At 51.6% G+C, this 12,767-nt stretch carries 14 protein-coding genes and 1 tRNA gene; 2 read left to right on the top strand and 13 right to left on the bottom strand.

The genetic code is table 11. The annotated features are described in order from the left end of the window. Positions 1–3: 3 nt before the first annotated feature. From OCV63_RS03950 to OCV63_RS03930, 5 genes are all read right to left on the bottom strand, one after another. Positions 4–744 (bottom strand): pseudouridine synthase, encoded by a 741-nt coding sequence (locus tag OCV63_RS03950; protein WP_158362159.1) that lies wholly within the window; start codon positions 742–744, stop codon positions 4–6. Positions 745–1,125: 381 nt separating this feature from the next. Next, a complete protein-coding gene (gdhA, locus tag OCV63_RS03945; protein ID WP_158362157.1) occupies positions 1,126–2,460 on the bottom strand; it encodes an NADP-specific glutamate dehydrogenase in 1,335 nt (444 codons plus the stop codon). A 212-nt stretch (positions 2,461–2,672) separates the two neighbouring features. Continuing rightward, the gene (locus tag OCV63_RS03940) at positions 2,673–3,128 is read right to left on the bottom strand and encodes a hypothetical protein (protein ID WP_158362155.1); all 456 of its coding nucleotides are present in this window, start codon (positions 3,126–3,128) and stop codon (positions 2,673–2,675) included. 95 nt (positions 3,129–3,223) lie between these two features. Next, complete coding sequence (locus OCV63_RS03935; RefSeq protein ID WP_158362153.1) at positions 3,224–4,264, bottom strand: SH3 domain-containing protein; 1,041 nt, start codon at positions 4,262–4,264, stop codon at positions 3,224–3,226. 118 nt (positions 4,265–4,382) lie between these two features. Further along, entirely contained in the window at positions 4,383–5,273 is an 891-nt protein-coding gene (locus tag OCV63_RS03930; RefSeq protein WP_158362152.1) for a DUF5688 family protein, read from the bottom strand. Between the two features lie 232 nt (positions 5,274–5,505). Here OCV63_RS03930 and OCV63_RS03925 point away from each other — a divergent pair. Further along, positions 5,506–5,578 (top strand) — tRNA-Arg (locus OCV63_RS03925). A 218-nt stretch (positions 5,579–5,796) separates the two neighbouring features. On the opposite strand, the gene efp is transcribed toward OCV63_RS03925, so the two are convergent. The 4 genes from efp to nrdR all read right to left on the bottom strand — a co-directional run bounded on the left by efp (position 5,797) and on the right by nrdR (position 8,529). Then, on the bottom strand, positions 5,797–6,354 hold the full coding sequence (gene efp, locus OCV63_RS03920) for an elongation factor P (RefSeq protein ID WP_158362150.1): 558 nt from the start codon (positions 6,352–6,354) through the stop codon (positions 5,797–5,799). 136 nt (positions 6,355–6,490) lie between these two features. Then, positions 6,491–7,561, bottom strand: coding sequence for a M24 family metallopeptidase (locus OCV63_RS03915; RefSeq protein ID WP_158362148.1), 1,071 nt, complete (start codon positions 7,559–7,561; stop codon positions 6,491–6,493). After that, entirely contained in the window at positions 7,558–8,061 is a 504-nt protein-coding gene (locus OCV63_RS03910; RefSeq protein ID WP_158362147.1) for a YqeG family HAD IIIA-type phosphatase, read from the bottom strand. Before OCV63_RS03910 ends, OCV63_RS03915 begins: the two co-directional genes overlap by 4 nt. A 15-nt stretch (positions 8,062–8,076) precedes the next feature. Beyond that, positions 8,077–8,529, bottom strand: coding sequence for a transcriptional regulator NrdR (nrdR, locus tag OCV63_RS03905; RefSeq protein ID WP_158362145.1), 453 nt, complete (start codon positions 8,527–8,529; stop codon positions 8,077–8,079). A 172-nt stretch (positions 8,530–8,701) separates the two neighbouring features. Here nrdR and OCV63_RS03900 point away from each other — a divergent pair, with 172 nt between their 5' ends. After that, positions 8,702–8,953 carry a PRC-barrel domain-containing protein gene (locus OCV63_RS03900; RefSeq protein ID WP_158362143.1) on the top strand — a complete coding sequence of 84 codons (252 nt, stop codon included), beginning with the start codon at positions 8,702–8,704 and terminating at the stop codon, positions 8,951–8,953. Positions 8,954–9,044: 91 nt separating this feature from the next. On the opposite strand, the gene OCV63_RS03895 is transcribed toward OCV63_RS03900, so the two are convergent. The 4 genes from OCV63_RS03895 to OCV63_RS03880 all read right to left on the bottom strand — a co-directional run. Then, on the bottom strand, positions 9,045–10,823 hold the full coding sequence (locus OCV63_RS03895) for a M56 family metallopeptidase (RefSeq protein ID WP_158362142.1): 1,779 nt from the start codon (positions 10,821–10,823) through the stop codon (positions 9,045–9,047). Further along, positions 10,820–11,197, bottom strand: a complete 378-nt coding sequence (locus OCV63_RS03890) for a BlaI/MecI/CopY family transcriptional regulator (RefSeq protein WP_158362140.1) — start codon at positions 11,195–11,197, stop codon at positions 10,820–10,822. Before OCV63_RS03890 ends, OCV63_RS03895 begins: the two co-directional genes overlap by 4 nt. Positions 11,198–11,386: 189 nt before the next feature. Further along, positions 11,387–11,896, bottom strand: coding sequence for a CarD family transcriptional regulator (locus OCV63_RS03885; protein ID WP_262670633.1), 510 nt, complete (start codon positions 11,894–11,896; stop codon positions 11,387–11,389). A 297-nt stretch (positions 11,897–12,193) separates the two neighbouring features. Beyond that, positions 12,194–12,767, bottom strand: a 574-nt coding sequence (locus OCV63_RS03880; protein WP_158362453.1) for a KDGP aldolase, incomplete at its 5' end; no start/stop codon positions are given.

The following is a 12,767-nucleotide window of genomic DNA, read 5'->3' as shown; positions in this document are numbered from 1 at the left end:
TTCCTAATTTTTAGAGTCCTTCAGAAGTTCCTGAAGCTCCGCCATCTCCCGGTCGTTGATTTTCCGCCAGGTGCCGGGCTTCATGCCCTTCAGCTCGATGTTCAGGACGCGGATGCGTTTCAGATGCTCCACATGGTAGCCGAGGGTCTCGCACATACGGCGGATCTGCCGGTTCAACCCCTGCGTCAGCACGATGCGGAAGCTGCATTTTCCAAGTTTTTCCACTTCGCAAGGGCGGGTCACAGCGTCCAGCAGGACCTCTCCCTTTTCCACCTTCCGAATCCGTACACCGGAGGCCATCTTCTGCAAAAAGGCGTCGGTCACGAGCTTATTGACCCGCACCAGGTATTCCTTCTCATGATGGTTCGTGGAGCGCATCATCCGGTTCACCAGGCTGCCGTCGTTGGTCATGAGGATCAGCCCTTCCGAATCCTTGTCCAGTCTTCCGATGGGATAAATACGGCTGGGATAGCCCACATAATCCACGATGTTGCTCTTCTCCCGCCGGTCAGTGGTGCAGATGACGCCAGGCGGCTTGTAGACTGCCAACAGAATCTGCTCCTCTTTCTCTCCGCCGAGAATCGTATCGCCCACCTGGACTTTCTGTCCGGGCTGCACGCGCTGTCCCATCCGGGCTGGTTCGCCGTCTATCAGCACTTTGCCTGCCTCTATGAGTCTGTCCGCTTCGCGCCTCGAGCATACGCCGGCTTCGCTCAGATATTTATTCAAACGAATTTCTTCCATAATCTCCTCCCGCCTGCCTCATTTTACAGGCAAATAAACTAGGAGAAATGTGCTCTTCACATTTCCCAAGTTTTCGCAGCAGTCACCAAGGTCCCGTGCAAGCACGGACTTTTGCTCGTTGCCCGCGAAAAAATAGCAGCGGCAAATGGATTTTTAAAATCCATTCACCACTGCCTATTATACTGGATATTTCCGTCAGAAGCAAGGAAGAATCAAGCCAGGTCTTACGGGATTAGCAAATGTTACTGTTCACTGCGTTCCAGTAACACGCTTCGCGATGCACAGAATTTACGCATTCTGCGTAAATTCGCGCTTACACAACTCGGGACTTTGGCATATCCATGCCAAAACACCTCGCGGGACAGTGCCTGTGAGCAGTAACTAGCAAACTCCCTGTGCCAGCATAGCATTTACAACCTTCTCGAAGCCTGCGATGTTCGCGCCTACCACATAGTTCTTTGCGTAGCCGTAACGCTCTGCAGCGTCGGATGCGTTGTGGAAGATATTTACCATGATGTTCTGAAGCTTTGCGTCTACCTCTTCGAAGGTCCAGCTCAGACGCTCGCTGTTCTGGGACATCTCCAGTGCGGATGTAGCTACGCCGCCTGCGTTGGACGCCTTACCCGGTGCAAACAGAATACCGTGCTCCTGAATGTACTGTGTAGCCTCCAGAGTAGTCGGCATATTTGCGCCCTCTGCCACTGCGATGCAGCCATTTTCTGCCAGTGCCTTTGCGTCATCCAGCAGAAGCTCGTTCTGGGTCGCGCACGGAAGTGCCAGGTCTACCTTTACGCTCCATACGCCGCGTCCTTCATGGTACTCGGAGTTCGGACGATACTTCTTATACTCAGTCAGGCGGGCACGGTTTACCTCTTTGATCTCCTTCAAGGCTGCCACGTCAATGCCTTCCGGATCGTATACCCAGCCGTTGGAGTCGCTGCAGGTCAAAACCTTGACGCCCAGCTGAGTCGCCTTTTCGATGGCGTAGATAGCTACGTTACCGGAACCGGATACTGCAGCGGTCTTGCCTGCGATGTCGATGCCGTTGGCCTTCAGCATTTCCTGTGTGAAATACAGAAGTCCGTAGCCGGTAGCCTCGGTTCTGGCCAGAGATCCGCCGTAGGAAAGTCCCTTTCCTGTCAGCACACCCTCATAGAGACCGGTCAGTCTCTTATACTGGCCATACATATATCCAATCTCTCTTGCGCCGGTTCCGATATCGCCTGCCGGAACGTCGGTATCCTTTCCGATATGTCTGTAAAGCTCTGTCATAAAGCTCTGGCAGAATGCCATAACTTCACGGTCAGACTTGCCCTTCGGGTCGAAATCAGAGCCGCCCTTGCCGCCGCCGATGGGCAGGCCGGTCAGAGAATTTTTGAAGATCTGCTCAAAACCCAGGAACTTGATAATTCCCACATTTACGGACGGATGGAGACGAAGGCCTCCCTTGTACGGTCCGATGGCGCTGTTGAACTGTACGCGGTAACCTACGTTTACCTGAACCTGTCCTTTATCATCTACCCACGGAACACGGAACTTAATCTGACGCTCCGGCTCAACCAGACGCTCCAGAATTGCCTCTCTGCGGTACTGCTCCTCATGCGCTTCCACTACCGGACGCAAGGACTCCAGAACCTCTTTGACTGCCTGATGGAACTCCGGTTCACCCGGGTTTTTTGCAACGACTGCTTCGATCACTTCATCAACATAAGACATTTTTTCGTTTCCTCCTCGTGTATTTCCCTTTTATTTTCTGGTACAAAAAAAGGCGTTTCAAAATAGAAACGCGAATCCTGTTCTCACGCTTCCTTTTGACGCCTTTGTCGTGGTTTATTATGCCATGGTCTTTCTCCATTTGCAAGGGTTTTTTACAAAAAATCCAAAAAATTTTTCACTTCTGGAATTTATCACTTAAATTTTTAAGGTTTTTACACCTTCTTGCCCGATTCATCCAGATAATTTTTCAGACATTCGATGTTCTTCTCCTCGAAATCCATCAGCTCTTCCGCCAGCTCGCAGTATTCCCGCTTCGCTTCCTGATTTTTCTTGACCGCCTTCATCAGATCCGTGATACCCTTTGCGTTGCCCTCGATCATCAGCTCGGCCACATGTCCGGTGCTGGTGTTCATAAGGGTAGCAGCCTGCAGAGCCGTCCAGGCAGCCGCCTTTCCCACTGCGGAGGCAGCCTCCGGCCGTTCGCTGGCTTTTCGTATCTCCTCCGCCGCCTTATTCTCAAAGGCCAGAAAATGCACGGCCTGCCGGTTCAGATCCAGGGCCAGATCATCGTCGTATACCTTGCTGATGACCGTGTTGATGGTCTCCACCCCTTTGCGACTGCTGCGGTAGGCCTCATTCAGCACCGCCAAATCTGCGTTCGTAAGCATAAAAAAATCTCCTTTCCATGAGCGTCTGCCACCCGGGCTTTCGCTCATAGAATATGGAGATTTTTAAAATTTATTCACTTTTGCTTCGGTTCTGCTTACTCCAGGAACTCAGTCTTGCAGTAGCACTCCTTGCCGCTGTAGCTGATCTTGCTCCAACCGTTGTCGTAGCTCTCGATCTGGGTGACATGCTCGCCCTGATATGCGGTTCCCAGATACTCCGCGTCTGTGCTGGCCTCCGCGCGAAGACGCACGCTCTCCTTGAAGCGGGTCTCACGGTTCTGGGCCGTCGCGCTGCCAGTACTCTCTGCCGGAGCCTCCTCCTGCGCCGTTTCCTCTGTACTCTCCTCCGGGGTCTCCTCTGTCGTTTCCTCGGCGCTTGTCTCCTCTTCCGCAGTCTCCTCATTTGCAACGGACTCCTGGGCGATCTTCAGGTAACGTTCCTCCTGCTTCGCCAGGTTTTCGTCTGTGGCCTTGGCCTCCTCGTACTTGGTCTTGACCTCCTCGCGGAGTGCCATCACGTCGTCATCCTGGGCCACCTTCTGCACGTAAGCGTTCAGCTCATCGCTTGCCTCGCCGTTGAAAATGACCAGATTGCCCTCGTCATTGGTGTAGACGTACAGCGGAGAAAGTCCCGGCGCCGGGGTATCAATCTGTGCAAACTTCAATTCATAGTACACGAATACCAGGTAGGAATTCTCCTCCAGGCCCTTTTTGGTATAGCAGGAGATATTCTGATAGCCCTCCACCAGATCCCTGGAACGCAGGATTCGGTTCTGCTCCTCCTCGCTGATCTGATCCTCTACAGATGCCAGACCTTCCACGTCTCCGGTGGACATATCCTCATAGTACTTCTGCACCAGTTCATTGACCTCCGGGTAAGCGTCCTGCTCCAGCGGATTGGCCTCCTCGACTGCCTGCTTCTCTGCAGCCGCCGCGTCCTCAGCTGCGCTGGTGGTCACAACAGCCCCCTCCTGGCCTTCCGTGCTCTTATTCCTGCTGCTGCCGATGACACTGCCTCCCGCCGCAATCACCAGGCAGGCGGCGATACAGCCCACTGCTACCTGACGCTTGTGTCCGGTCACCCATGCGCCGAAGTTCTCCTTATCAAAAAATCCTTTTATATTATCTGATTTCATCGTTGCCTCCAAGCCATTTCAAGTTTGTAACAATTTCGTAACAAATCGATTGTAACAAACTTGAGAGCAAAAGGCAACCATAAATTGTGATAAATTTGTGAAAATTCCATAACATTTCTTAAACTTCTATCATTTCCAACCGGCCGGACTGTTCCGAATAACAGTAAACCGTGTCCGACAGGACCTCTGTATTCCGCACCTGCGTCCGGTTCATTTCCCGTACCAAAGCAGAGAGCTCCCCGCTGTCCGCCACTGCAGAGACCGGGATCAGGATTACCTCATGGACGCTGCTGGGCAGCAGATAGTAGCTCTCCCCAAACCGTCGGAAGCATTTGTCCAGAGTTCCCGGATAGAGCAGGCAGGCCGCGCCGTAGGATTTCCGGCTGTTAGTCAGTACGTACATGGGGACGCCCGCATAGGCCGCTTCCTGCCGCCCTCCGGACAGGTCATAAATCATATCCTCCATGCTGACCAGCTTCCCCGGCAGCAGCCGCTCCGTATTCTCTCTGGCCGCCTTGTAAAGCCAGGAAGTGTTCTTCCCCCAGAGCTCCAGATGACTGTTATGAATCAGCACCGTGGCATGTCCCACCGGCGTGTCGGTCAGCAGGCAGTAAAAGACTACCGCCAGATCGAGAAAGGGGAGATGGGGAATCTCCTTCAGCAATTCCTTATTTTTCTCATAGTGAATCAGCTTGTACACCACTGTAGGGCGCACCCGTTCCGGATTCCGGAAGAAATCCACGTCAAAGCGGTTCTCCAAATCCGGCTCCTCGCAGCATTCCAGGATCTGATCGCAGATTCCGCGCAGCGATCTGCCATCCAGATATTCCCGGTACCAGGCGTCCAGATAAATCATCGGCGCCACCCGCTTTCCCTCCTTCCGGATGGAAAGTCCGTCCATGATGACCCCGTTATTTTTCTCCAGCGGGATCAGCTGTAATTTCGTCCCGCCGGGCAGTGATTCGCGAAGAAAGCCCGTCACGGAACCTATAAATTCCTGATAGTTCATCGTTTTCCTTTCTATACTCTGTCCTGTTTTCTTCGCTTTTGTATTCTCAGTTACCCTTTTGCTTTCCCGGGGAAGGATGCAGCGACGCGCTGCTGAAATTTTGAAGTTGTTCTCATTATACTGGGAGAGTTTTCCTTTTGCAAGGAGTTTATAAAAATTTCATTTTTAACTTTTTTTATTTTTTGCTTGCACACCGGCAAGTTTTGTTGTAATATAGATAGGTAGCAGATATGCATCTGTAGCTCAGTGGATAGAGCACTGGCCTCCGACGCCAGGTGCCGCTAGTTCGAATCTAGTCAGATGCAGTTACGAAAAGACCTGAATCCCTGCGGTTCAGGTCTTTTTATTTTGCCTGCACGATGCTTTGGCAACCATCTACCACTGCGCCGAGCGCGATTCCCCGGAGGGGCTTTTTGCTCTATCGGAATCCTTCGTACTTTCATGTAACATATTATTTCCTATAAAGCGAAAAAGAGCACCCCGCAGCTTTTATTCCTGCGGAATGCTCCTCCAAATTCAAAATTTATACTCTGGACAGGTACTCTCCTGTACGGGTGTCGATCTTAATCTTGTCACCCTGCTCTACGAACAGCGGTACATATACAACCGCGCCTGTCTCTACGGTAGCCGGCTTGGTTGCACCTGTAGCGGTATCGCCCTTGAAGCCCGGCTCTGTATCTGTGATCTCCAGCTCTACGAAGAGAGGCGGCTCTACTGCAAATACGTTGCCATTGTAGGAACATACCTTAACCATCTCGTTCTCTTTTACGAACTTCAGGGAATCTCCGATATCATCCTTGTTCAGAGCGATCTGATCGTAGTTCTCTGTGTTCATGAAGTTGTACAGGTCGCCGTCGTTGTACAGATACTGCATCTCTACACGGTCGATTCTTGCTGCCGGGAACTTCTCGGTCGGACGGAAGGTCTTCTCAACCACGCCGCCGTTGATGATGTTCTTCAGCTTTGTTCTTACGAAAGCCGCGCCCTTACCCGGCTTTACATGCTGGAACTCCATGATCTGATATACGTTGCCTTCAATCTCAAGTGTAACGCCGTTTCTAAAATCTCCTGCTGAAATCATTCTTAAACTTCCTCCTAATGTCTTAAGCGCAACCCTCTGCGCATGAAAATTTAACTTGTAACTGCTCGCACACAATTACCTAAATTGTATTCTATAATAAAACCGTCGCTTTTTCAAGACTTTTCTGCGTCCATTCTTATACTTCTGTCAATTCCTTTGGCGAATGGGTCAGATTGCGGATGCCATTCTCTGTAAGAACCACCATATCCTCGATGCGGACGCCCCCAAAATCCGGGATGTAGACACCGGGCTCCACGGTCTCGATCATGCCCGGACGCAGCACATGTCCGTCCTTGGGCGACAGGGCCGGCTTCTCATGAATCTCCAGACCGACGGAATGGCCCAGGGAATGACCGAAATACTGCCCGTAGCCCGCCTTCTCTATGACGTCCCTGGCCAGCCTGTCGCCCTCAGCGCAGGTCATGCCCGGTTTCAGGCCCGCAAGCGCGGTCTTCTGTGCCTCCAGCACCACATGATAGACCTCCTTCTGCTTCTCGCTTGCCTTACCTATCACCACCGTCCGGGTCATATCGGAACAGTAGCCATGATACCGGCAGCCGAAATCCATCGTCACGAAATCACCTGGCTCCAGTTTCTTCTCAGACGGAACCGCATGGGGCATGGCCGAATGATATCCTGAAGCCACAATGGTATCGAAGCTGGTACTCTCGGCCCCGTGGCTGCGCATATAGTATTCCAGCTTGGCCGCGATTTCCAGCTCGGTGACGCCCGGCTTCAGTTCATTTAAAATATAGGAAAATGCCGCGTCGCCGATGCTCTCTGCCTTCTCCATCCACTGCAATTCCTGCTCATTTTTAATCACACGAAGCTCCGACAGGCTGTCGCCCAGCATAAACCAGTGCTTCGGCCCAAAGCCCGATTTCTTCCAGAGGCTGTTCCAGGTACCGTAAAGCATGGCATTTTCCTCAAAGCCCAGGCGCTCCACACCATCTTCCCGAAGAAGCTCGCCGAGCATCACGCCATAGCTCCGCTCACGGCTCATGGTCTGAACCTCACATCCTTTTCCTTCCTCTTCCGCCTGCAGGGTATAGCGGCTGTCCGTCAGAATCACTTTCCGCTCCGGAGTCAGGTACAGATAACTCTCCGTGCCCGCAAAGCCGCTGAGATAGCGGATATTGGCCGGGCTGGACACCAGGGCCCCGTCCACCTTTTTTTCTTTTAAAAGCTCTGATATCTTCGATATCATTTCTTCGCTTCCCTTCTCTTATAGAAAAATAAAACGATCTTCTCCAGATAACGCTTCAGCACAATCTGAATCTCCTCATGGGGATCGATGGGCTTTACCAGGATCGAATACATTCCCGCCCGGTTCGCTCCCCACACATCGGTAAACAGCTGATCGCCGATAAACAGCGTATTGCTCCGGTCCGTACCCATACGGGCCATGCCCTCCTGATATCCCCGGCGGCTGGGCTTGTCTGCCTTGTATACAAAGGGCGTCTCCATGGCGTCCGCGAAGGGACGCACCCGGGGTTCCTTATTATTGGAAATGAGACAGGTGGCGAAGCCCATCTCGTGAAGCCGCTGAAAGAGCTCCACGCTCTGTGCGGTAGCGGGAGCTCCATGAGGTACCAGGGTATTGTCCACATCAAACAGGATGCCGCGGTAGCCCCTGCGATACAGACCTTCAAAATCAATTTCATAGGTGGAATCTACGTATTCTTTCGGGTAAAATGCCTGAAACAAAATCATTTCTCCTTACTAATTTCCTAACATTTTCTTCAGCTCGCTTAAGAAGGTATTTACATCCTTAAACTCCCTGTATACAGAGGCAAAGCGCACGTAGGCCACGGAATCCAGATCCTTTAAGCGATCCATGACCATCTCGCCGATGACAGAGCTTGGAATCTCCCGCTCCTCCCGGTTGAAAATATCACTCTCGATGCCGTCTATCATGGCATTGATGTTCTTTAAGGGCACCGGCCGCTTGTGGCAGGCTCTTAAGATACCGTCCTCAATCTTACTTCTGTCATAATGCTCCCGGTTGTTATCCTTCTTTATTACCATGACCGGAATCGTCTCGATCTTCTCATAGGTGGTAAACCGCTTGCCGCATGCGTCGCAGAGACGGCGGCGGCGGATTGAGCTGTTGTCGTCTGCCGGTCTTGAATCAATCACGCGTGTATTTTCCTGACTGCAAAATGGGCACTTCATTCCATTATCCTCCGGTTTTTTGATGGTTCCAGTATAGTACATCTTCTGGTTTTATGTCAATCATTGTCATAGGAAATGATAAGAAATCGCCGGAAAAAGATTTTTAAGCTTCTGCACATCTCCGTTTCTATTGCATAAAATAATTTAAGAAACTTTCTTCCAGGAGCATCTCATGACTTTCTGCGAACTGCGTGAAAAAGATGTGATTAATATCCATGACTGCAAGCGCCTGGGCTGTGTATCCGATCTGGTCTTTGATCCAAAAAACGGCTGTATCCTGGCGTTACTTACCACCACCAGCGAAAAGCTCTGGGGCTTCCTGGGGAAAGAAAATGAGTGTGAGATTCCCTGGTGTAAGATCAGGCAAATCGGGCCGGACATTATATTGGTTGATATAGATGAAAAGCTGCATAGACAGCCATAAAGAATGGCCGCAAAAAGGAACTGTATCCAAGTTCTATTCCAGTTCCTTTTGTACGCTTTCGCTATTCATTTTCACATTGGCTACTTTCTCTTTACCCCATGGGAATCTCCTTCGGCACCCAGATCCGGCTGCCCTCGTCGATACCCGGCTGGGTCATCCGCACCCGGATGGGTCCGTCCGGGAACTCATAATTGACCCATACATCGCCGCCATCCGCGTCTTCCGTCTTCCCTATGCCGCCGGACACGTGCAGAGTCGTCTCCAGTGCCTTCACCGGTGTGGAAAATGCTTCCCCATAATAGGACTCTGCCACATCGTTCTTCACCAGATAGGAAGCGAAGCTGGAATCCAGATCCGCCGTTTCGTCCGTGGGCTTCAGATAATCCGGCTGCCACATCCGGTAAGCCTCCTCAAATTCTGCAGCACTGGTGATATCATCATAATATTTCGTTTTCCAGGCCGTCACACGGTAGGTATCCCCGTTCTTTTCCAGTGTAATATAATCCTTCCAGGACCACCACAAAGGATCGCTGGTCATGGACGGATAGGTAATCTCTGCCTCTGCATTGCCGTCTCCAATGCTCAGGCTGATGGTCGGGCCGTCTGCCAGAAATGGGCTGGATACGCCCATGGTCTTGGTCCCGTCTTCCAGCACCTGGATACCCAGGTCGTCACTGTGCTGCAGCACCGGGCTCAACAATTCCCAGACGGTATCCGCGTCCCGATTGCCTGCCGCTTCCGCAAAGGTTTTTACCACCTCGTAAATTTTTTCCTCATCACCACCCAGCTTCAAATTTTCACCGGATACAAAGGAAGCCGTATCATCTCCGCTGCTCAGTTTTCCGGCCAGAAAGATGGAAGTGGGACCGTCCGCGCCGCCGATGATGTCCTCGTCGAAAGTCGAAGCCGGATTGGACAGGCAGAACCAGGCTGCGCCCGCCACCAGCGCCACGGCTGCCGCCGCGATTCCTGCCCTGGTCTTTTTATATCGGAGAATATTCTTAATCCGGCTCTTCACGGAATTCTCTCCGAAAGCCACCGGCGTACCAGTCAGAAACGCGCCCGGTGCGGAAAGTTTCAGCAAGAAGGTACTGTAACGCTTCTTTTCCTCCGTCCCCAACTGTTCCAGCACCTGTTCATCGCAGGCCATCTCCATATCCCGGGCCAGCAGTATAAAGGCCTGCCACAGCAGGGGATTGAACCAGTGTACCACACATACCAGCCAGGCCAACAATTTTACCCGGGAATCCTGACGCCGCTTATGGGTCTTCTCATGCGTCAGTACCAGAATCCGTTCTTCTGACGTAAGTCCTGCCGGGAGATAAATCCGCGGCCGAAAAAAGCCCATCAGGAAGGCAGAGCCTATCCAATCTGACTCATAGACGCCCTCTTCCAGCTTCACTGCCAGAGCAGTCTTCCTGCGCAGCCGCAGCCAGGAAAACAGACCGTAAAGCAACACCACTGTCACGCCGCCCAGCCAGATTCCAAACAGGATATTTTCCAATATAACCTCTGCTCCTGCCTCCGTTACCGTCGCCGCATTTACAGCCGCAGCACCCTTTCCATCGCTCAGTGCGCTTCCTATGCGCTCCAGCACTGCTGTTATCCTTGCACTCTGGTATCCGGCCAGAGTAAAGGTCATTCTGCCACCTGTAGAGTGAAAGCCCGGCACTCCATTCAGAATCCGGTAAAGACTGAAAGATGACTGAAATGAAACCGGACACACCGCCCGGAAGAAAACCGGCAGCCACAAAAATGTCAGATATCGCTTGGGCAGCCGCGCAAGAAGCGCCCGCACCGCCAGAACCAGCAGAACCGCCAGTGAAGCAGCCAAAGTCAGATTTCCCAATACCGTCATAAAGTCCGTCATCTCATATCCTCCCCGTCTTCCTGATAAGTGTCAATCAGCTGCTTCAGTTCCTCAGCCTCTTTCCGGCTGAGCTTCTTCTCTCCCAGGAATGCTGCCACAAAGCCCGGCAGAGAATGGTCAAACCATTTTTCCACCACAGCCTGGCTCTCGTAACGCTGCACAGTCTCCTTCTTTACCAGGGCTGTCACAGCCCCATTCTCATTTTTCAGAATTTTCCGTTCTACCAGCTTTCGAAGCACTGTGTAAGTGGTCGATTTCTTCCAGCCCAGTCTCGGCAGGCATTCCTTGTAAAGTTCTGTGGAGCTTAAGGGCTCCTTTTCCCATACAATTTCCAGCAGACGGTATTCCGCGTCGTATAACTTTAAATCTTCCATTGAGATTTTGCACCTCCATATCTTTTCCATGTTATATAGTCTATCACTTTAAACCGGTTTATTCAATTAAACCTTACCATAAACAGCTGCACCTGTCAATCTGCCAATTCTTAAGTTTTTCTTTCTTTTCCGGATCTGAAAAGGACGAAAAACCTTTCCGGCTTTTCGTCCCACTACCATATCCGCTATCTATACCTCCAGCAGATCAATTTTCTGCCCGATATACTGTCGCACATCGTCCTTCTCCATTCCCAGCACGACAGCCAGCTCCGCATACAGATGCTCCTCCGCCGTATGGAAATACCGATCGTCCACCGTAGTGGCCCGCTTGCCTTCCGCCTCACGCTTCCGGCTCCGGAGATAGGAGGTCTTGATAATCCGGATCCATTCCCCCGGCTTACCGCTTTTGATGGCTTCTTTGTAAAGGCGCTCCCGCTCCCTGTCGTCGGCTTCCTCCAGCTCCTCTATCTGCGGAATCCGCTTTATCAGCATTTCCGCCTCTTCCCTGGTCATAGCGGCCCGCATGGCAATCTTCCCGTTATCCACCGGGGTAAAGATGGTATTGCCCTTCTGGAAGCAGGGTCGCAGCACATAATACAGCTTCTCACCGGAGGCTCCCTTACTCTTCATTCCTGTAATATCTTCTATCTGACACACGCCTGTCGTTCCATACACAATATAGCCGCCTTTTTCAAACATGAGAAACCTCCTTCTTATCATCATTCGTTCTTTCCTTTACACAAAAAAACCGTGCGCGGTCAGCGAAACGGTTTATTAGCTACTATATTTTTATATTACCAGAATATTTTCTGTTTTTCTAATATTTTTTCTTCTATTTTCTGTTTTTCGTGATTTTGCATGATACACACGGAGCCGTTTTTGTGCGATTTTCCTATACTTTTGAGACTCAGGAACATAAAAAAGGCAGGTCGGTCTTACGGCCTCCTGCCCTTCTCTTCTGTCTCATATGTAGGGTCATTTATTATGGAACTATTTTTATACCAGCTCTTTCACGATAGCCAGCAGCTTCTTCACATCCTCAATGCGGGTGTTGCCGGTAGCCTTGTCGATGATAGAGGAGTATACGTGCGGAATCACCTTCTCTACGCCGGCGTTCAGGATGGTCTCCATGATCTCGCGGAAGTTATCCAGGTCGATACCGCCGGTCGGCTCCATGATGAAGTGGTTTCTTGCACAAGCCTCAGCTACAGCCTTCATCTCATCCTTGCACTTCAGTCCGCCCATGGGGAAGTACTTGATGGAGTTGCCGCCCATCTCCTTGATCATGGCGATAGCGGTGTCTACCGGGACGATAGCCGGCTCTGCACACTCCTTGGACAGCGGGCCTGTGGAAATCTTTACATAGCCAACCTTGCCGCAGGGAGCACACATGGAGTTTAGATGAATCTCATCGGTTCCCAGATTTGCTCTGGTCCAGCCAACTGCGCAGAACGCCTGGTTGAAGTGGTTCGCCTTAACCTCTTTCGCGATCTCCGCTACGGCTCTCCACTGTGCCGGATTTCCGCCGCCCAGACCTACGGAAAGATTACCCTCCAGTACGTCCATGTAT

Origin of the sequence: Laedolimicola ammoniilytica (assembly GCF_025567165.1) — a bacterium.
Taxonomy (GTDB): domain Bacteria; phylum Bacillota; class Clostridia; order Lachnospirales; family Lachnospiraceae; genus Laedolimicola; species Laedolimicola ammoniilytica.
Note: the sequence above shows the minus strand (reverse complement) of the source record. Positions and strands in the feature narration are given on the sequence as shown.

Excerpts from the sequence above, each read along its gene's own strand:
- OCV63_RS03950 (WP_158362159.1), bottom strand. The coding sequence starts at position 744 with ATGGAAGAAATTCGTTTGAATAAATATCTGAGCGAAGCCGGCGTATGC.
- gdhA (WP_158362157.1), bottom strand. The coding sequence starts at position 2,460 with ATGTCTTATGTTGATGAAGTGATCGAAGCAGTCGTTGCAAAAAACCCG.
- OCV63_RS03940 (WP_158362155.1), bottom strand. The coding sequence starts at position 3,128 with ATGCTTACGAACGCAGATTTGGCGGTGCTGAATGAGGCCTACCGCAGC.
- OCV63_RS03935 (WP_158362153.1), bottom strand. The coding sequence starts at position 4,264 with ATGAAATCAGATAATATAAAAGGATTTTTTGATAAGGAGAACTTCGGC.
- OCV63_RS03930 (WP_158362152.1), bottom strand. The coding sequence starts at position 5,273 with ATGAACTATCAGGAATTTATAGGTTCCGTGACGGGCTTTCTTCGCGAA.
- efp (WP_158362150.1), bottom strand. The coding sequence starts at position 6,354 with ATGATTTCAGCAGGAGATTTTAGAAACGGCGTTACACTTGAGATTGAA.
- OCV63_RS03915 (WP_158362148.1), bottom strand. The coding sequence starts at position 7,561 with ATGATATCGAAGATATCAGAGCTTTTAAAAGAAAAAAAGGTGGACGGG.
- nrdR (WP_158362145.1), bottom strand. The coding sequence starts at position 8,529 with ATGAAGTGCCCATTTTGCAGTCAGGAAAATACACGCGTGATTGATTCA.
- OCV63_RS03900 (WP_158362143.1), top strand. The coding sequence starts at position 8,702 with ATGACTTTCTGCGAACTGCGTGAAAAAGATGTGATTAATATCCATGAC.
- OCV63_RS03895 (WP_158362142.1), bottom strand. The coding sequence starts at position 10,823 with ATGACGGACTTTATGACGGTATTGGGAAATCTGACTTTGGCTGCTTCA.
- OCV63_RS03890 (WP_158362140.1), bottom strand. The coding sequence starts at position 11,197 with ATGGAAGATTTAAAGTTATACGACGCGGAATACCGTCTGCTGGAAATT.
- OCV63_RS03885 (WP_262670633.1), bottom strand. The coding sequence starts at position 11,896 with ATGTTTGAAAAAGGCGGCTATATTGTGTATGGAACGACAGGCGTGTGT.